The organism is Mucilaginibacter paludis DSM 18603 (assembly GCF_000166195.2).
Lineage (GTDB): Bacteria > Bacteroidota > Bacteroidia > Sphingobacteriales > Sphingobacteriaceae > Mucilaginibacter > Mucilaginibacter paludis.
In genome coordinates this window covers 6757916-6778391 of record NZ_CM001403.1, presented here as the reverse complement: position 1 = coordinate 6778391, position 20476 = coordinate 6757916, and the positions used below count along the sequence as shown (strand labels likewise).

Annotated in this window: 15 protein-coding genes; 9 read left to right on the top strand and 6 right to left on the bottom strand. The window is 44.1% G+C overall.

Annotated features, from left to right (window positions below):
• Window positions 1-13: 13 nt before the first annotated feature.
• The 3 genes from MUCPA_RS28645 to MUCPA_RS28635 all read right to left on the bottom strand — a co-directional run bounded on the left by MUCPA_RS28645 (window position 14) and on the right by MUCPA_RS28635 (window position 3071).
• A complete protein-coding gene (locus MUCPA_RS28645; RefSeq protein WP_008511299.1) occupies window positions 14-472 on the bottom strand; it encodes a hypothetical protein in 459 nt (152 codons plus the stop codon).
• A 191-nt stretch (window positions 473-663) separates the two neighbouring features.
• The gene (lat, locus tag MUCPA_RS28640) at window positions 664-1989 is read right to left on the bottom strand and encodes an L-lysine 6-transaminase (protein ID WP_008511297.1); all 1326 of its coding nucleotides are present in this window, start codon (window positions 1987-1989) and stop codon (window positions 664-666) included.
• A 191-nt stretch (window positions 1990-2180) separates the two neighbouring features.
• Complete coding sequence (locus tag MUCPA_RS28635) at window positions 2181-3071, bottom strand: 1-aminocyclopropane-1-carboxylate deaminase/D-cysteine desulfhydrase (RefSeq protein WP_008511296.1); 891 nt, start codon at window positions 3069-3071, stop codon at window positions 2181-2183.
• Window positions 3072-3711: 640 nt separating this feature from the next.
• On the opposite strand from MUCPA_RS28635, the gene MUCPA_RS28630 reads away from it, so the two are divergent.
• Entirely contained in the window at window positions 3712-4755 is a 1044-nt protein-coding gene (locus tag MUCPA_RS28630) for an RluA family pseudouridine synthase (RefSeq protein WP_008511293.1), read from the top strand.
• A 21-nt stretch (window positions 4756-4776) separates the two neighbouring features.
• Window positions 4777-5613, top strand: coding sequence for an aminotransferase class IV (locus MUCPA_RS28625; RefSeq protein ID WP_008511292.1), 837 nt, complete (start codon window positions 4777-4779; stop codon window positions 5611-5613).
• Window positions 5614-6146: 533 nt separating this feature from the next.
• Here MUCPA_RS28625 and MUCPA_RS28620 read toward each other — a convergent pair.
• Complete coding sequence (locus tag MUCPA_RS28620; protein ID WP_008511291.1) at window positions 6147-6938, bottom strand: DUF3050 domain-containing protein; 792 nt, start codon at window positions 6936-6938, stop codon at window positions 6147-6149.
• Window positions 6939-7271: 333 nt separating this feature from the next.
• On the bottom strand, window positions 7272-8189 hold the full coding sequence (gene fmt, locus MUCPA_RS28615; RefSeq protein WP_040626601.1) for a methionyl-tRNA formyltransferase: 918 nt from the start codon (window positions 8187-8189) through the stop codon (window positions 7272-7274).
• Between the two features lie 213 nt (window positions 8190-8402).
• Here fmt and MUCPA_RS28610 point away from each other — a divergent pair, with 213 nt between their 5' ends.
• The 5 genes from MUCPA_RS28610 (at window position 8403) to MUCPA_RS28590 (ending at window position 14775) form a co-directional block, all read left to right on the top strand.
• Entirely contained in the window at window positions 8403-9623 is a 1221-nt protein-coding gene (locus MUCPA_RS28610; RefSeq protein ID WP_008511288.1) for an ABC transporter permease, read from the top strand.
• Window positions 9624-10356: 733 nt separating this feature from the next.
• Window positions 10357-11031, top strand: a complete 675-nt coding sequence (locus tag MUCPA_RS39005) for a hypothetical protein (protein WP_040626599.1) — start codon at window positions 10357-10359, stop codon at window positions 11029-11031.
• Window positions 11032-11059: 28 nt separating this feature from the next.
• Complete coding sequence (locus MUCPA_RS39000) at window positions 11060-11596, top strand: transposase (RefSeq protein WP_040626597.1); 537 nt, start codon at window positions 11060-11062, stop codon at window positions 11594-11596.
• A 477-nt stretch (window positions 11597-12073) separates the two neighbouring features.
• Entirely contained in the window at window positions 12074-14341 is a 2268-nt protein-coding gene (locus MUCPA_RS28595; RefSeq protein ID WP_008511286.1) for an aconitate hydratase, read from the top strand.
• Between the two features lie 179 nt (window positions 14342-14520).
• Window positions 14521-14775, top strand: coding sequence for a hypothetical protein (locus MUCPA_RS28590; RefSeq protein WP_008511284.1), 255 nt, complete (start codon window positions 14521-14523; stop codon window positions 14773-14775).
• Window positions 14776-14996: 221 nt separating this feature from the next.
• On the opposite strand, the gene MUCPA_RS39350 is transcribed toward MUCPA_RS28590, so the two are convergent.
• Window positions 14997-15122 (bottom strand): hypothetical protein, encoded by a 126-nt coding sequence (locus MUCPA_RS39350; protein ID WP_008511281.1) that lies wholly within the window; start codon window positions 15120-15122, stop codon window positions 14997-14999.
• 255 nt (window positions 15123-15377) lie between these two features.
• On the opposite strand from MUCPA_RS39350, the gene MUCPA_RS28585 reads away from it, so the two are divergent.
• Window positions 15378-15755, top strand: coding sequence for a VOC family protein (locus MUCPA_RS28585; RefSeq protein WP_008511279.1), 378 nt, complete (start codon window positions 15378-15380; stop codon window positions 15753-15755).
• Window positions 15756-15851: 96 nt separating this feature from the next.
• Window positions 15852-20165 carry a hybrid sensor histidine kinase/response regulator gene (locus tag MUCPA_RS28580; protein WP_008511277.1) on the top strand — a complete coding sequence of 1438 codons (4314 nt, stop codon included), beginning with the start codon at window positions 15852-15854 and terminating at the stop codon, window positions 20163-20165.
• Window positions 20166-20476: the final 311 nt, after the last annotated feature.

Below are 20476 nucleotides of genomic sequence, written 5' to 3'. Positions count from 1 at the left end.
TTGTAATTTTTTATTAAAATTTTACGTAATCAAACCGGTTGTTGTCGGTATTTCTTTCACGTTTCAATTTGCTTTCGTTTGAAAGTTTAAGCAGGATACCAGATAACTCTGACGTTTTAAAATCAGAATCATATTGTTCTTTACAATAATTAGCAATAGCGGCTATTGATCTGGGGACATCAAAAAAGTCGGTATGGATAATTTGATTTAAAATTTTTGTAGCACCAGGTTTTTTACGGCCCCTGATGCGGCTGTCGGCTCCATCATCTTCGCCTGATTCGCCTTTCAGCTTCCTGTTACGGCGTTCTTGCATTTTAGCAAAATCTCCGTCGGTATCGTGCCTTTCACCTTCCATAATACTATCAAGCAGCCTGTCAATAATTTTAACCTGCACGGCTTCTGATCGGAATGCGTTTACAACTTCTGAAATTTCTAACAATTGTTTTCTTAATTTTTCGGTGTGTTTGCTCATGACAATTAGTAATTTGTTGATTATTAGTTATTTGTGTTTAAAGAACAGCTTCTATGTATAAAACGGGGATATGAATCATACATATTCAGCAATTATACTACTAATCAACGTTTAATATCAGTAAAATTGTTATTATAATAAAAAAAATTACATAAATTTTATCTAAGGGTAACCAGGGTATAATATTTTAATTACAACAATATTTTTTTCATCACTTCCAGGCCTTCATTTATGTGATTTTGAGTCATGTTGAGTGCCGGCCTAAACCGGATGGTACGGCTGCCGCAACCCAAAAACATCACATTATGCTGTAAACCATCGTAAATAAATTTATCGCGCGTTTCCCTGTCGGGGAAATCAAATGCAGTTAAAAGTCCACGCCCGCGTACATTGCTTATGATATTGTATTTTTCCGACAGGGTTAATAATTCGCTTTGTAAATAATCGCCGTTTATTTGGGCCTTGCTGCAAAGGCCGTCTTCCTTTATAATTTCTAATATTTTAGTTGCGCGCACCATATCCACCAGGCTGCCGCCCCATGTGGAGTTAATACGCGATGGAATATTAAAAACATTATCGGTTACCTCATCCACCTTTTTGCCTACCAGTATGCCGCAAACCTGCATCTTTTTGCCAAAAGCTAAAATATCGGGCCTGGCGTTTTCGCCAAAATGCTCGTGACACCAAAATTTGCCGGTAAGGCCAACGCCGGTTTGTATCTCATCATAAATCAGCATGGCCTCGTTTTCATCCGCCAGGTGGCGTAACTGCTCTAAAAACTCCCGCCTTACGTGGTTGTCGCCGCCTTCCGACTGGATGGGCTCAATAATAATGGCGCAAACATCATCTTTATTATCTTGAAAGGCCTTTTTAATCTGCCCTATCGATATAGCTTCTCTTTGCAGCAAATCTTCATGACCTGCATCCGTAACCGGGAAACGCATCACCGGTACAGATACCCGGGGCCAGTCAAACTGGGCGTACCTTTGTGTTTTTTCGGGCGATGTATTGGTGAGGCTCATGGTATAACCTGTGCGGCCATGAAAAGCGTTTTCAAAATGGATCACTTTAAAACCTTTTTCGGTGCTGTATCCCCTGGCAAAATTTTTCTGCACCTTCCAGTCCATCGCAACTTTAAGCGCATTTTCAACAGCAAGGCCGCCTCCCGAAATAAAAAAGGCGTGGGGCAGGTATTCGGGTATGCCCACCTCGCCAAAAATTTTGATAAACTGTGCGTATTGCGTGGTATAGATATCTGAGTTGGATGGGTTGGTTAAGGCCGCCAGCATCAGGCTTTTTTTAAACTCTTCATCGTTAACCATTTTGGGATGGTTGTAGCCCAGTGGAACCGATGCAAAGCAGGTAAAAAAATCAAGCAGGGTGCGCTTATATTTTGAATCGTAAATGTACGCGCCCTGGCTTTTTTCCATATCAAAAATAAGGTCGAAGCCGTCGGCCAGAATATGTTTTTCTAAAACGGAATGAACATTGGCAGGTGTAACAGATAGATTATACATACAATAGTAGTTTTTCAAATCTATCAAAAACCGTTAACTAACGCAAATTTGGGCATATTTGAACCGGTCACTCAAAAAGTAACTTTAAACTGTTTAAACTTACTTTTTGTACCAAACCTTAATGCCGGTATAAATATATTTTGATCCGTTGTGTATAATTTGATCTTGTTTTAAACAGGTTTTTGCATAATTTAAACATTAAACTTGCCTGTCATCCCCAATAAACCCAAAATTCCGCCGGTATGAATGGCCAATATATGGCTGCCGGGTTTAAAGTGGCCCTTCGCTGCCAGATCAACAAGGCTGTACATCATTTTGCCGGTATACACGGGTTCTATCAATATCCCGGTTGATGCCACAAACCGTTCAATAAATTGGATTAACTCCGGGGTTGTTTTGGCATAGCCGCCAAAGTGATATTCGGTGTGCAAACTGTAGGGCAGGGGATAGGTTAAATATCTTTCCATTTCGGTGGCTATAAAGGCGCCGTTTTTAAAAACCGGTATAGCATGCAAATGGGTGTTCAGTTGGTGCTTGCCTATTCCGTTCAAAATTCCGGCTGCAGTAGTGCCAGTTCCGCAGGCGCAAAAAATATCATCGTAGGGCTGTATTAGTTCGTCCAGCAGTTCGCTGCAACCCAGGGCTCCCTCTGCTGACGCACCACCTTCGTCAATAAAAAAGGCCTGCTCATCGTTACCAAAATGCCGGTTAAATAAATCTGGTTTGTGGCGGTAGCTTTCCCTGTCGGTAAAAATTAATTTCATCCCGTGTAAACGGCACAAAAATAAGTGCGAATTGTCAACCTCTTCGCCCCGTACAATGCCGGTGGCCTTAAAACCAAATAAGGCCGCCGCCGCCGCTGTGGCTAATAAGTGATTGGAGTATGCGCCGCCAAAGGTTACCAGGTGGTTTTTATTTTGCTCGAAGGCCTTTTTTAGCACGTATTTGAGCTTGCGCCACTTATTGCCCGATATTAATGGATGAATCAGGTCGTCGCGCTTAATAAAAACATGGAGGTCGCGTTCGGTAAAAACCGGGTGATTGATTTTTTGAACCGGACTGTAAATTTCAAGATCTATCAAAGGGCGTAATTTTTAGGTTGGGAATTTATAGTAAGCATTAGTTCAATAGTGGTTTATAATGATACATTCTTAAGTTACTGATTATCAATGCTGTATTCCTCTCCATTATGTCATCCCGACCGGAGGGAGGGATCTTTTGCGCGCGATAAGTATGCAGCATATCGGGTGCGCTGATTGTCAATGTGTCTATTTTGGCTCTTACAATCAGTATTCTTAATTTAGAGCATCGGCCCGCTCAAACGCCGCGGGAATGGCTTTGTTCTTTTTGTCTTGACACAAAAAGAACCAAAAAAGTCAAGACTGCCCGATCCTTCCGCCCACAGGCCAGCTCCCGGCCCGGCGTGCAGTCAGGCTTTTGCGCACTTTCTTTCTGCACCTAACGGTCTGCGAGGTTCAAACGTCATCTCTGTTTTTTTCCGGTTGGCTGGGTCCATTACTTGTCGTGACGTTCTTTTTCTGTGCGTGAAGGCTGTCATCCTGAGGCCCCTCGAAGGACGTGCGGCATGGCCACGCACGACGTGTTTTTTGATGCGGCTTATTCATTGTACTTACTCCCCACTCCCGGCTAAGAACCCCACCCTCAAAACTAACATTTTTTTATATTGATTATAAACTTAGCAAATTAAGTATTTTTGCGGCGATGAACCAGGAAGCTGAATTATTTGAGCAGGAAGAGCAGGACCTGTATGAGCATTTACGGATAGTGGTGGATAAGGGCCAGTCGTTGCTGCGGATTGACAAGTTTTTGATGCACCGGGTTGAAAACGCGTCGCGTAACCGCATTCAAAACGCTATTGAGCTGGGTAACGTGCTGGTTAACGATAAGGCCATTAAATCGAGCTATAAAGTTAAGCCGCTGGACGTTATTTCGGTAGTGTTGCCGCATCCGCCGCGCGATACGGAGGTTTATCCGGAAAATATTCCGCTGGATATTGTTTATGAAGATGATGATGTACTGGTGGTAAACAAGCCGGCCGGCCTGGTAGTGCACCCCGGTTATAATAATTACACCGGCACGCTGGTTAACGGTTTGGTATACCACTTTCAGCAATTGCCTACCCTGCCCGGCAACGATGGGCGGCCCGGACTGGTGCACCGCATTGATAAGGATACTTCTGGCTTGTTGCTCATCAGCAAAAACGAGCGCTCCATGACCTGGCTTGCCCGGCAGTTTTACGAGCATACCATTGCCCGCAAATACCTCGCCCTGGTATGGGGCGACCTGGAAATCGACGGTACCGTTACCGGCTATATAGGGCGCAGCATCAAAGACAGGCGCGTAATGTCTATCTACGATGATCCCGAAAAAGGAAAATGGTCTGTTACCCATTACCGGGTTTTGCAACGCATGACGTACGTTACCCTGATTGAGTGCGAACTTGAAACAGGCCGCACACACCAGATACGTGCACACATGAAGCATATAGGCCACCCGCTTTTTAGCGATGCTACCTACGGTGGCGATCATATTTTAAAGGGTACGCTGTTTAACAAGTACAAACAGTTTGTTGAAAATTGCTTTGCCCTGATGCCCCGGCAGGCCTTGCACGCCCAAACCCTGGGCTTTGTACACCCTACCGCCCGGAAGCGCGTCCATTTTGAAGCCCCTTTGCCTCAGGACTTTGTGGCGGTGTTAGAGAAGTGGCAAAAATATATGTCGTCGCCAGCAGATCAAATTGGTTAATTTTGTGTTACAAACTGTTAAATGACTCCAACTTTTATCAATTATAACGGCGAAATTTTACCGGCTGATAGTAAGCTGCTCACTATTGGTAATCGTGGTTTTAAGTACGGCGACGGTTTGTTTGAAAGCATGCGCCTGATGAAGGGCCGCTTGAAATTTGTTGACCTGCATGCCGAGCGCCTGCAAAAAGGGATGAAAGCGCTGCATATCGACGGCTACTCGCAAATGGATGCTTACTTTTTAAAAGAGAAGGCCGAAGAGTTAGCCAGCCGCAACAAAGTAAAGCATGGCCGCCTGCGTTTAACCGTTTACCGGGATGCCGAAGGTTTGTACACGCCCACGCAAAATAAAATGGCTTACTGCCTGGAGCTACAACCCGTTGATGAGCCCCGTTACTTTTTAAATACGCGCGGCCTGATTATGGATATGTACCAGGACATGCCCAAGCCAGTTAATATTTTATCAAACTACAAAACCTGCAACTCCCTTTTATTTGTAATGGCGGGCCTTTTTAAGGCTCAAAATAAACTGGACGACGCCTTTATCTGTAATCAGTATGGTTTTTTATGCGAAACCATTAGTGCCAACGTGTTTGTGCTGTACCAAAACCAGCTATACACCCCGGCCCTGAGCGAAGGCTGCATAAGCGGCGTAATGCGGCAGGTGGTAATGGGGCTGGCCATAGCAAACAACATCCCGATGATTGAGGCCCAGCTGGACCCCGAGATACTCAACCAGGCCGACGAGGTTTTTTTAACCAACGCCAGCCGCGGCATACAATGGGTAATGGGCTTTGGCCGCAAACGCTATTTTAACGAAACCAGCAAGTTGCTGATTGATGAGTTGAATAAGGTGTAGGTCCGTTTTTCTGACGATGTAGTCCGCAGAAGGAGGTGGGAAGAATCCTGTAAAGGTTTATTATTTAATAGCTGATTACCAAATCAGGAACGCACTTCACCACCCTGTCATCCCGAGGTACGAGGGACCTTTTGCGAGCGATGAGTGTGCGGCATAACAAGCATGCGAAGGAAGCCTATAGTATATCTGTCGGGCGTAAAAGATCCCTCCCTCCGGTCGGGATGACATCGTTTTAGAGAGAGGAAAAAAATAGCAAAGTCGATTTTTATTTATCTATAGTTGATTACCAAATCAGGACTGCACCTCACCTCAACACCCTGTCATCCCGAGGTACGAGGGACCTTTTGCGAGCGATAGTGTGCGGCATAACGAGCGTGCGCAGAAGGGCCCCAGTATACCTGTCAGGCGTAAAAGGTCCCTCCCTCCGGTCGGGATGACATCGTTTTAGAGAGAGGAAAAAATAGTGAAGGTTGATGTTTATTATCTACAGCTCATTACCAAACCGCAAACGCACCTCACCACCCCGTTCTCTCTTATAGGGATACCATGGTTTTAGAAATCGCTTCCAATATCCCGTCCCAAAAATCAATACGGGCCTGGAGTGCTTCTTTTACGGCTTCGGTAGCTTGTTGCCAGCGGCTTTCATCGTCGGCGCAAAGTTCGGTGGTCATTTGGTAGGCCAGTTGCGAGTGGTGGTCGCCGTCAACTTCAATGTGCCTTTCCAGGTAATACAGCAGGGTATCTACCTTTCCTGGAAATTGTTTGCTGATCTCTTTCACCATGCTGATGAACATGGAAGGGATCAGGTCTTCGCGACCGAAGGTAAATACGGCAGCCTGGATATAGTCGGGCGTGTGGTTAATTATGTTAAAGGTATGTTGCACAAATAACCGGGCGGGGGTAAAAATTCCTTCCTCATTAAGCGCGGCGTCAACAGGTGTGCCGACGTTAAGTCCGCGCAGCAAATTACTGATGGCCAGCTCGCTGCAACCCGCTTGTTCCATCGCTTTTAAATAAAGCTCAAAATGGCTGGTGCGGTTACCATGCTGATCGATATCGCTTTCTTCGCCAGCCACAATTTCGTTAATTAAATAACGGGTATTGGCGCTGCCTACCGGTATCCAGGGGATGTTAACGCAGGTAAGTTTTTGTTGTAACGATTTCAGCAGCGACATAAAATCCCACACGGCAAAAACATGATGCTCCATAAAGATGCGCAGATCATCAATAGTGCTGATGCTTTTATATAAGGGATGGTTGATCAATTGATTGCGCAAGGGTTCAATTTCTTGATTAAGCTGCGCTATACGTGTATTTAAAGCCATGGAATAACAAATTACAGTTTGCCGCAAAAATCGTACATTATTCTGAGATTACACCGATTATAATATGATTTCACCGATTAGATTTTTTGGGATTACACCGATTGTAAATGTGATTTCACTGATTAGATTTTCTGGGATTACACCGATTGTAAATGTGATTTCACTGATTAGATGATTTTTGATTACAGGGATTTAGGAAGGCATATATTAATTGATGATCTCCAAGATTTGCACTAACGGTAAACCGCGTAGAATCACCAAACCATCCCATCGGTGTAATCACCAAATCGAATCGGTGAAATCAAAAAATAAAATCAGTGTAATCCCCAAAAATTATAATCTTACGCCGCGCAAAAACTCTTCAATGCCCATGCGTTTTTTGCCTTCCAGTTGTACATCTGTGGGGCATATAAAGCCATCGGTGCAGGCAAATTTTAAAAAAGTTTTCTGGTCGGTTAAAAAGCCACCGGCTGATATGCCGGGCTCGCTCATTTGCTTATCGGCCTTAAATATCTTGAATACTTTGCCGTTCAGCACTGTAAAGGCCGTAGGATAGGGGCTTAACCCGCGGATCAGGTTATACACACTTTCGGTAGATTGCAGCCAGCTTATTTCGCAGGTTTCTTTAAATATTTTGGGGGCGTGTTTCAGTTCAATGCCTTCGGCTAAAGCTTGCTGGGGCTGTTCCTGGTAGTCGCCGGTTTCAATGGCTTTAACGGTTTTAACCAATAAGGCGGCTCCGGTAGCCATCAGGGTATCATGCAGGTCGCCGGCGGTATCGGTTTCGCTAATGGGTACGCTCTCGGTAAATAAAATATCGCCGGTATCAATTTCCTGTTTTAGAAAAAAAGTGCTTACGCCGCTCTGTTTTTCGCCATTAATAACCGCCCAGTTAATAGGCGCGGCCCCACGGTAATGCGGTAATAACGAGGCATGCAGGTTAATGGTGCCTTTGGGCGGCATGCTCCATACCACTTCGGGCAGCATCCGGAAGGCTACTACCACCTGCAGGTCGGCTTGTAAAGCCTTCAGCTCGGCTAAAAATTCGGGGTTCCGCAGTTTTTCGGGTTGCAAAACTTTGAGGCCGTTGTTTACCGCGTATTGTTTTACCGCCGATTCGTTTATTTTTTGCCCCCTGCCTGCCGGTTTATCAGGCGCGGTTATTACAGCCACTATATTGTTGCCCGCCTTAACCAGCGCATCTAACGATGCTACTGCAAACTCCGGGGTGCCCATAAATATTATCTTCATCATTGTGTGTTAAATAGTGGTTATTGTTTATGAGGCTGTTATTGGTTATTATGTTATTGAGTTATTAGGTTGTGTGGCTATGTTGTTTCGGGTTTGATATTTTGATAAAAAACGCGTGATGTAGTTAACAAAGCTTCCTCAACTGCCGAACTCGTTATGAACCAACAAAAAAATCCGCATATTTGCTAAAGTACAAAAAAAACGTTTCCTGTCTTGAATTTTGCTTCTTTCATAGCTTCCCGCATTTCGTTCCGCTCCAAGCGTACCTTCTCTAAATTGATAGTGCGCATTGCCATTATTGGTATTATGCTCGGTTTGGGTGTGATGATACTTTCTGTAGCGATAGTGAAGGGTTTTAAAAGCGAGGTGCGCGAGAAGATCCGCGGCTTTGCGGGCGATATCCAGGTTGCCAAGCTCGATTTAAATGCCTCGTTCGAAAACTCGCCCATTACCGCTAACGATACCTTTGTAAGCCGGTGCAGGGCCAACAGGCAGCTGGTGAGCATAGCGCCTTTTGCTACCAAAAACGGCATCATCAAGGCCAATAACGAAATTGAAGGCGTGGTGATGAAAGGGATAGATGAGCATTACAACTGGGCTTTTATCAAGGCGATGCTGGTAACGGGCACCGTAATTAACTTTAAAGATCCGGTTGATGCGCAGAAGCAGATCCTGATATCACAATACACCGCTAACCGGTTAAAGCTTAAAGTTGGTGATGATTTTTTAATGTATTTTGTACAGGAGCCTTTACGGAAACGTAAATTCAGGATAGTGGGCATTTTTGATATCGGCGTAGAGGAAGTTGATAAAACCTTTGTGATTGGCGACCTCTCGTTGATTAAAAGGCTCAACAACTGGAACGATAACCAGATTGGTGGCTACGAGATACGGGTGACCGATTTTAACCAGCTAACCAATATTAATTCGGCTATCGGCAATATCATCCCGGTGGCCTTGCGCTCGGTTACCATTACCGAGAGCTACCAAACCATTTTCGACTGGTTGCAGCTATTGGATGTTAACACCCGTATTATATTGATATTGATGTTATTGGTGGCGGTAATTAACATGATATCTGCCCTGCTGATCATGATCCTGGAGCGTACCAGCATGATTGGGATGTTTAAAGCCATGGGCGCCACCAACTGGACCATCCAGAAAATATTTTTAACCAATGCTTTCTTCCTCATCGGCTTCGGCCTTTTGTTAGGTAATGTGTTTGGCCTGGGCCTGGGCATGCTGCAGTTTAAAACACACCTGTTTAAGCTCGACCAGGCATCCTACTACATGAGCTTTGTGCCCATCCAGATCGACTGGCAGGATATTGTGTTCCTTAACATCGGTACACTGGTTATCTGTTTGCTGGTGCTCATTGTTCCGTCAATGCTGGTGAGCAGCATATCGCCGGTTAAGGCCATTAGGTTTAAATAATTCCTGGTATTAGCCGCCGATAGATGTGGAGTTAAATTTAGTGATCTTACATTCACTGATAGAATGATTTTCATGACAAGGGCTCAGCTAACAAATAGCTGTTAAAAAATGGCCTGCCTGAATTTTGTAAATTTTATTTTGTCGCGATACTAAGTATTGCGACAAAAACTCATCCAAAAGTGTCGCAATAAATGGGTATTGCGACAAAAATGTAGGTGTTACGCGCTAATCCGCCAATCTCTCGGTACCCCTTTTAATTTAATGTATCGTAATCAAATTAGGGTTCTTGCCAGCACGACCATCACCGGGCTATGAGTGACAGACCCGGCCATTTGAAAAAAAACAGGGATGACGTTTGAACCTTATAGATTACCAAGCGCAGATAGGAAAAGTGCGCAAAGGCCTGACTGCACGCCGGGCCGGGAACTGGCCTGTGGGCGGAAGGATCGGGCAGTCCAAAGCCGCCCGTAGGTACGCTACCATTATTTAAGCAGTTCACTCAGGTTGCAGAGTTCGTCGCTCGGTGAACACACCCCTGCAGCCGCAATGCCCAGCCCACCCCCTCTCAAGAGGGATCTGAATAAATCGCTCATTATCAATGTAATATAAAAAAAAGCGGCGGCCCGTGCGATTCCCCTCTCGAGAGCATAGCCGTCAACTTTAGAAAAAAAAGGGATAAAATTTTTTTAGAGCAAGAATCGGAACTGCAAAATTGCAGTCATTATTCGAGCGAATGAGTTCGGAACTATTTGAACCAACGGTGTTAGATGGCCTGGCCCGTAAAACAGAGGCTATACAACGCAAACGAAAAGTGGGAGGCAAGGAACTATTGGATATGGCGTTATTTGATGGAGATCAATCGTTTAACGGCATGAGTATGCAGTTAATGCGGAGGGATGGGCTTGATATTTCGAAGCAGGCATTGCATCAAAGACATCACAGCAATATGACAAAGTTTGTACAAGCCGTTTTTGAGCAATTAATAGCAGTTGAGTTACCGCAAGAGCAAACACAGGGCTTGGAGATCCGTATCAAAGATTCTACCCGTTTCGCGTTGCCGGAAGTTATTGCAGAGACATTCCCCGGAACAAAAGGAAGTGGGATGAAAGCGGGAGCATCTGTACAATTTGAATTTGAAATCAAAAGTGGTAAAAGCGATATCAAAGTAACTCCGGCCAACGCAAATGACCAGGGTGAGAGTCATCTGGACAAGGCATCAATTCAGCCGGGGGTATTATATATGAGAGATCTGGGTTACACTCACTTGAGTTATATGAACAATATTAACAAAGTCAAAGCTTTCTTTATTAATAAATTATGTCCGAAAACAACGATTTATCTATTAAAGGACGACCAATACCAAAAGTTAGAGTTGTCGAAACTACAAGGCATAACCGGCGGTATTTGATCAACAGGTATATATCGGAGCTGATAAGATGCCGGTAAGGATAATAATAGAACCGGTAAGTGAAGAGCTCAAGGCAAGGCGGATAGCCAATACTGAAAAGTACAATAAAAAGAAAGGCAGTACCACCAGTAAGGGATTCAAAGAGCGGGCAGGGTTTAACTTTATTGTTACCAACCTGGTGAGCGAAAAATATAGCGCTGAATTGATCCAAAAGTTATATCACCTGCGATGGCAGATAGAATTGGTTTTTAAAGCATGGAAGTCGTTTTTAAAGATACACACGTTCCCCAAAGGAAGTTCGGATCGTATAACCAGTATATTATACAGTAAGTTGATCTGGGCAGTTTTGAGTTGGAAAATATGCATGGCTATCGGTAAGATAGGTCAAATTAGTGTTTTAAAGGTGCATCGACTAATCGCTTCTACGAAAGAAGAATTGCGAGCGCAGCTTTTAGGGATATGCTCAAAGTGGTTAGCTCTGTTGGAGAAATTAAACTTAAAGCACCTTTCAAAAGAGCACAGAAAACATAGGTTAAAAATAGAAGAAATTGTAATAAGTATTTGATTATTAGATATTTAAATACTATATTTAGATAGTTAAACAAAAATAAGAAAGGCGGGGTCATCTAAACCTCCCCGCCTTAAAAAACGAAAAATATGAGAGTAAAAATACATAGGTTTGCCCATGCGGGCAAACCGCGCCTAAAAATTAAATAACTGAAAATCAACAATATATGAGTACAGCTACTTAAATTGACGGCTATGCTCTCGAGAGGGGCGGAGGGGTGTGTTCTATACGAGCGATTGATGGAAATGGCAAGGGGCGAAGGGGTGTGTACTATGCGAGCGGCATAAAAAAGGCCAGTCACCAATTTATCTGTAATGATGCGCCCTTGCTGTTTGTTATTTAGAATATATCCAAATAAAACTTGACACCTATAAAGGGTTCTTTTACTTCGCATTTTTTGTAAATTCGCCCAAACCTTAAAAAGTGGCCTTAAAAATCCACTTTTTATTTACTTTCACCCATAAAATCAATATAATGGCTTTTGATTTAGATATGATTAAAAAGGTTTACGCCAGCCTCGGCAGTCGCGTCGAAGCAGCCCGTAACACGGTAGGTAAACCCCTTACTCTTACTGAGAAAATTTTATACACCCACCTTACCGAAGGCGCAGCTACACATGCTTACAGCCGTGGTGTTGATTATGTAGATTTTGCACCAGACCGCGTTGCCATGCAGGATGCTACGGCGCAAATGGCGCTTTTGCAATTTATGCAAGCAGGCCGCCCGCAAGTAGCCGTACCATCAACCGTACATTGCGACCACCTGATACAGGCTAAAATTGGTGCCGATAAGGATTTGAGCACAGCGAAAGATCAAAATAAAGAAGTTTATGATTTTCTGGCCTCGGTGTCGGATAAATATGGTATCGGTTTCTGGAAACCGGGTGCAGGTATTATACACCAGGTGGTTTTAGAAAATTACGCTTTTCCGGGCGGAATGATGATCGGTACCGATTCGCACACGCCTAACGCGGGTGGTTTGGGTATGGTTGCCATTGGTGTTGGCGGTGCCGATGCCTGCGACGTAATGGCCGGATTGCCCTGGGAACTTAAATTCCCTAAGCTGATTGGTGTAAAATTAACCGGAAAAATGAGCGGCTGGACATCGGCTAAAGATATTATTCTGCGTGTGGCAGGTATCCTGACTGTAAAGGGTGGTACCGGCGCTATTGTAGAGTATTTTGGCGAAGGTGCACAATCGTTATCGGCAACTGGTAAAGGTACCATTTGTAATATGGGTGCCGAAATTGGCGCTACTACTTCTATTTTTGGTTATGATACCAAATCTGAAGCTTACCTGCGCGGTACTGAACGTGGCGATATTGCTGACTTAGCTAACGCGGTTAAAGAACACTTAACCGGCGACCCTGAAGTTTACGCTAACCCCGAATTATACTTTGACCAGGTTATTGAAATTAACCTGAGCGAGCTGGAGCCGCATGTAAACGGCCCCTTCACACCGGATTTGGCTTGGCCTATTTCAAAATTTGCGCAAGCAGTTAAAGAAAACAACTGGCCTACTAAATTAGAAGTTGGTTTGATAGGCTCATGTACCAACTCATCTTATGAGGATATTACCCGCGCGGCTTCTATAGCCAGCCAGGCCATCAGCAAAAACATCAAAACATCGGCCGAGTTTACCATTACACCGGGTTCTGAGCTGGTACGCTATACCGTTGAACGCGATGGCTACCTTAAAACTTTTGAAAGCATGGGCGGCGTTGTATTGGCTAATGCCTGCGGCCCTTGTATTGGCCAATGGGCTCGTCATACCGATGACCCTTCGCGCAAAAACTCGATCATTACTTCGTTTAACCGTAACTTTGCCAAACGCCAGGATGGTAACCCCAATACCCACGCGTTTGTGGCTTCGCCGGAGATCGTAACTGCTTTTGCCATTGCCGGCGATTTAACTTTTAACCCGCTTACCGATTATTTAACCAATAACGATGGCGAGCAAGTTAAATTTGATGAGCCTATGGGTATTGAATTACCTGTTAAAGGTTTTGCGGTAGAGGATGCCGGTTATCAGGCCCCTGCCGAAGATGGCAGCACTGTTGAAGTGAAGGTTGATCCTAAATCAACCCGCCTGCAACTGCTTGATCCGTTTGCTGCCTGGGAAGGTACCGATATTTTAGGTTTGAAGTTGCTGATCAAAGCTAAGGGCAAATGTACTACCGACCATATATCGATGGCCGGCCCATGGTTAAAGTTCCGTGGCCACCTGGATAACATATCAAACAACATGTTAATTGGTGCCATCAACTATTTTAACGACAAGGCTGATACCGTTAAAAATGAATTAACCGGCGAATACGGACCAGTACCGGCTACACAGCGCGATTACAAGGCCCATGGCATCGGATCGATCGTAGTGGGCGATGAAAACTATGGCGAAGGTTCATCACGTGAGCACGCGGCTATGGAGCCCCGTCACCTTGGTGTTAGAGCTATCCTGGTAAAATCGTTTGCACGGATACACGAAACCAACCTTAAAAAACAAGGTATGCTGGGCCTAACCTTTGCAAACCCTGCCGATTACGATAAAATATTAGAAGATGATACTTTTGATATTATCGGCTTACAGGATTTTACTCCTGGCAAACCTTTGCATATTGTGATACACCATAAAGGCGGCTTAACCGATACCATCGAAGTAAACCATACTTACAATGCACAGCAAATCGAGTGGTTTAAAGCCGGTGGCGCTTTAAACATCATCCGCAGGCAACAACATGCTTAATTAAGCTGATGCCGAAAGGCCGTAGCTTAAAGCGCTAATATTTAAAAGCTCTCCGGTATTCCGGGGAGCTTTTTTTTATAGGCCCTTTATTTAATGTTTAAACATTAAAAATCAGTACTGGTACGTATAGGAAACGCATTTTGCATTAAATACATTTGTATAACCTATACCTTATCACTATGAAAAACAATATTTTAAAAAGTGGTATACCCTCCAAAGCGGGTATACTGCTTTTTTTGATATCCGTTTTTTTTATTACAGGCTGTAACATCAATAACCCTGGCCAAACATTACCTAAAAACCGCTCGGCCACACCTGCAAAACACAGTTACGGAGAAATTTCTACTAAAAAAGAAAGCATTGATATTTTGCAGAACAAGCAAAACCCGGCACCATCCTTACACGGGGATTTGAGGTTCCGGTCGCTCGATTAGGCTGTGCACCTGCCCTACCCGTATAATTTAAAGGCCAAAATTATAGCAATGATAACCATAACGCTTACAACGATGAGCTTCGTTGCATTGTTGATTTTGACAGGATATCGTATCATAGCATCCAGAACTGATGAGGTAAGTCAATTAACAAGGTTGCAGGCTTTTGCAACGGGTGCAATCTCCCCTTATCAATAACCTGCAACATGGGTTATAAATGTATGCTAATGATAAAACTGGTTTAAAGCCGGCCCATAAACTTTGATGGCTGATAGGATAGCTAAAATAATCATGGCGATAATGATAATAAATGTTATTACCTGGTTTATCTTGATGGTATAACCTAACATGGCGTTGAAATTTGTTAAACAAATATGCGGACAAAGCAATGGCAATAAAATGACGCAAGGCATATCTCAACCTGATATCAGGCAGCTAAATCAACACTAAAAGAGGCTTTTCCGGAGGTAGTGAGGCCATTTTTTGCACAGGAGCTTTGGCTGCGGACCGGCCAATATTTTGTGGTAAAAAAACATTAGGCGACGGGCTATTTTGTTTACATAATCATTGTATATTTAACTTAAACGTTAATCAATACCAATGATATGGAATCGTTATCTCCAAATATTTTCGTAAAGGATATTCGCGCCAGTATCCAATTTTACCAGTTATTAGGCTTTAATCTCATCGCAAGCGTACCGGAAGAAGGAGACAACTTTGTCTGGGCTATGCTGATGAACGGCAATGTGACGTTTATGCTGCAAACCTTTGAAAGCCTGGGAGACGCCTTACCCGAGGTAAACCGTACCGATGGCGGATCGCTTTTGTTGTACATTAAATTGAAAAACATCCGGGATTTTTTTGAAACTGTTAAAGATCAGATTACCATATTACATGGCCTCGAAAAAACCTTTTATGGGGCTACAGAGTTTTCGGTGAAGGATATTAACGGTTACGTATTAACTTTCGCAGAAGATGAATAAGTTGACTTTAAGTAAACCTTTCGCCCATCGTTACGTATAACAAAGCAACCTCGAGAATTTTTAAATTCTTAACCGCGTAATTAAGCTTGTTAAACTATGATAGCCCTTAAGCAAAAGCGCTTTAACGCGCATATGTTTTTTTTTACAATTTTGCTATCTTGTTTAGTCTGCTTTTTAAATCCGCGCAATTGCTCTGCGCAGGTTCCGGATTTAAAGTTTAAACACATTAGCACCGAGCAGGGCCTTTCGCACAGCGATGTCGACGCTATTTTTCAGGATAGCCGGGGCTTTATGTGGTTTGGTACGCGTTATGGCTTAAACCGCTACGATGGTGTTAAAATTATTGTTTATAAAAACATCCCTAATGACGACAGCAGCATTAGCGACAATACCATTCGTACCATTTGTGAAGATAAAAACCATCAGCTATGGATTGGTACCCGTAACGGACTAAACCGCTTTAACCAGCGCACCAATAACTTTACCCGCTTTAAAAACGATCCGCGTCATAACGGAAGCATAAGCAGCAACTTTATTACCCATATTTGCCTGGACAAGAATCAAAATTTTTGGTTGGGTACTGCCGGTGGTGGCCTCAACTTGTATGATGATAAAAAAAACCAGTTCATCAAATTCCGCCATCAAACCGGCCAGATCAACAGTTTAAGTAACGATACTGTTAACTATATTTTTCAGGATAAGGCGGGCAGCTTATGGATAGCTACGCAAAACGGTTTAAACCTGTTTAATACGATAACAAAAACATTCAACCTTTACCAATATGCCCCGGGCGGCGCCCAAGGCAACAATTTAGTGGCCATAGCCCAGGATACGGCAGGCAACCTTTGGCTGGGTAGCAAAGATAATGGGGTTTTGCTGTTTAATTTAAAAGCCAAAACATTTAAACAGATAAAACACGATGACCGGGATCCGCTAAGTTTAGGAAGCGATGTTGTAAAAAGTATTTTAGGCGATAAGGCCGGCCATATTTGGATTACCTGCATTAACGGCGGCTTAAACCGTTATAACAGCGTAAATAAAAACTTCAGCAAATACCGTGACGATCCTGGCAACACGGCCAGTTTATCGCAAACTTCCGCATCGGCCATATTTGAAGACAAACAAGGCAACCTGTGGGTAGGCACCCACCGCGGCGGCGTTAACCTGTATGCTCCCCAGGCGGCCAAATTTAACCTGTACCGCCAAAAGCAAGATCCTCAAAGCATTAGTTATAATGATGTAAAAACACTTTGCCAAGATAAAAACGGTAACATTTGGGTGGGTACAGACGGTGGCGGATTGAACTTATTTGATCGCAAAAAAAACACTTTCAGGCACTATCAGTTCAACCCTAACCTTCCGGGTACCATCAGCTCGAACGCGGTAATGGATATTTTGCAGGATAGGGATCAAAATATCTGGGTGGGTACCTGGAGCGGCGGCTTAAATCTTTTTAACCCGCAAAGCGGAACTTTTACAGCATTTAGAAACAACCCCAAGAATAAAACTTCCATCAGTTCAAACTTTATTCAAAAAATTTTCCAGGATAGTAAAGGCAACCTGTGGGTGGGTACTTATTTTGGCGGGCTTAATTTGCTTGATGCCAAAACACATCAATTTAAACATATCACCCAGGATGCAGACGGCCTTACCCACTTATCGGGCAACAACGTTTTAGCTATTGGCGAAGACGCGGAAGGCCATGTTTGGTTTGGAACCGACGATGCAGGCCTGAACTGTTATAACTTAAACACCAAAAAATTCTCGCATTATTTTAATCAGGGTGATGTGCCGTCTGATATCAGGGTAATTTTTACCGATCATAAAAAACGCTTGTGGATAGGCCAGTTAGGCTTATACCTGTTTAACACCAAAACAAACAGTTTTGAGCTCTATACCAAAAAAGGCGGCTTGGCTACCGAATTTATCAAAGGCATTATTGAAGACAAGCATGGCCGCTTATGGATCTCTACCTCTAACGGACTAACACAGTTGGACCCGGAAACAGCATCGGTCAAAAAATACGGTATACGCGACGGCTTGCAGGGCCTGGAATATGAAACAAACGCGTACCTGAAGACCAGCGACGGCGAGTTCTTTTTTGGTGGAACCAGGGGGCTTACAACTTTTTATCCCGATCAAATTAAAAGCAACAAGTTTGTGCCGCCGGTGTATCTTACCGGTTTCCAAATCTTTAATAAAAGCATCGTTGCAGGCGGACCTCACTCGCCCTTAAAAACCGAGATCAGCGTTGCCAAAGAGATTAATTTATCGTACAGTCAATCGTCCATATCGTTTGACTACGCGGCCCTAAACTACGTTATATCCGAAAACAACTCGTACGCCTATAAGCTGGATGGCTTTGATACGGGTTGGGTACAGGCGGGACACTTAAAAAGGGCATCGTATACCAATTTAGACCCTGGCAATTACACATTCCGGGTGAAGGCATCTAATAACGACGGCATCTGGAACGAAACCGGAACAGCTATCCTGGTAACCATCACACCACCCTTTTGGGATACCTGGTGGTTTAAAATAGCAACGGCCATGGTTATACTGGGCGCAGCTTATGCTTTTTACCGCAGCCGCATTAACAGCGTTAAAAAACAAAAAAAAATACTCAGAAAACAGGTAGCCGAGCGCACAGCAGAAGTGGTACAGAAGGTTAACCAGCTTCAGGAATTAAATGAAGAGCTTCAGGTACAATCGGAAGAGCTGCAGGCACAAGCCGAAGAATTACATTCGCAGGCCGAAGAGCTCAATTCGCAATCGGAAAACCTCCATTTACTGAACGAGGAGCTTAACAAACAAAAGATACAGGAACAGGCCGCACGCCTTGAAGCCGAAAAGGCCAACCAAGCCAAAAGTGTGTTTTTAGCCACCATGAGCCACGAGATCAGGACGCCGATGAACGGCGTGATCGGGATGGCATCGCTACTGGTTGAAACGGATTTGAATACTGAACAGCGGGAATATGCCGAAACGATTATCACCTGCGGAGATAGCCTGGTTAACGTGATTAACGATATCCTGGATTTCTCGAAAATTGAATCGGGTAAGATGGATATCGAGCATATTGATTTCGACCTGCGGCACAGCATCGAGGAGGTAATGGATTTGTTTGGCCCCAGAGTGGCTTTACGTGGCATCGATCTGATTTATGAAATTGATTATAACGTGCCCCGCCAGATTATAGGCGATAGCCTAAGGCTGAAACAGGTGCTCATCAACCTGATCAACAATGCCATTAAGTTTACCGAAAAGGGCGAAGTTTTTGTGAAAATATCCCTGCTCAAGCAAGATGATCATGGTGGGATCGACCTGGCTTTTACCGTTACCGATACCGGCATAGGTATACCCGAAGAGAAACTATCCAACCTGTTTAAGCCGTTCTCGCAGGTGGATTCGTCAACTACGCGCAAATACGGAGGCACCGGCCTGGGCCTGGTTATCAGCGAGCGGCTGGTTAAACTGATGGGCGACGAAATTTGGGCTGAAAGTAATTTTGGCAAAGGCTCGGTTTTTAGTTTTTCAATTAAGGCCGAAATCAGTACCGCGCAGCTTAAACGCATACAGGTATCTGTAAACATGGATGGGCTTGAGGGTAAAAAAATATTGGTTGTTGATGATAACCAAACCAACTTAACCATTTTAAAAACACAATTACAGCAATGGAAACTGATACCGGTTACGGCATCATCAGCCAAAGAGGCCCTTGCAATTTTAGCCGCCGACAACAGCTTTAACCTGGTGATAACCGATATGGAAATGCCGGATATGGATGGTGTAGGGCTTGCCAAAGCCATTAAACACGTGCACAGCAACCTGCCTGTTATTATGCTGAGCTCCATTGGAGACGAAAGCAGTAAAAAAAATCCCGGCTTGTTTGCATCGATATTGGTTAAACCCGCCAAGCAGAGCCAGTTAAGTAAAAGCATTAGGGCCGAGCTTGGCAACCAGCGGGAAGAAAAATCAACTGAAGAAAAATCGGCCAATACGCTGGAAGGGGGTTTCTCACTGCTGCACCCGCTGAGTATTTTAGTTGCCGAAGATAACCTGATCAACCAAAAACTAATTCAACGTATACTGAATAAGATGGGCTACACCATTGAAATAGTCGCCAACGGTTACGAAGTGCTCGAGCAAATGATGCTTAAAACCTACGACGTAATTTTAATGGATGTGCAAATGCCCGAAATGGACGGCTTGGAAACCACCCAGTTGATACGCAAAGGAAAGTTTAAACAGCCCTTCATCATTGCCATGACGGCCAACGCCATGCTTGAAGATAAGGAGATCTGTATCAGCGCCGGCATGGATGATTACATTGCCAAACCGATGAAACTGGACGAACTGGTTGCCTTACTGAAGCATGCCTGGTTAATGATCAGGGAAAAAGCGAATTAGGCTGTAGTGGGAGTTCTGAGTAGGGAGTTCTGAGCCATGAGTCTGGAGTTCTGAGCCTTGAGTTCTGAGCCATGAGTTCTGAGTCTTACGTTCTGAGTCTTGAGTCATGAGCCAAGAGTCATGAGCCTTGATGTATGAGCTTTGAGGTATTTTGATCTATGTAATACTGATCCGGCCACAAAGTGCAGGCCTGTGCGATTCCCCTCTTGAGAGGGGCGGAGGGGTGTGTTCTATGCGGGCGATTGATAAAAATGGCAATGCTGCGTCGTTTGTCGCGTGGTGCCCCCTTGCAGCAGCAGGGGAAATTAAAA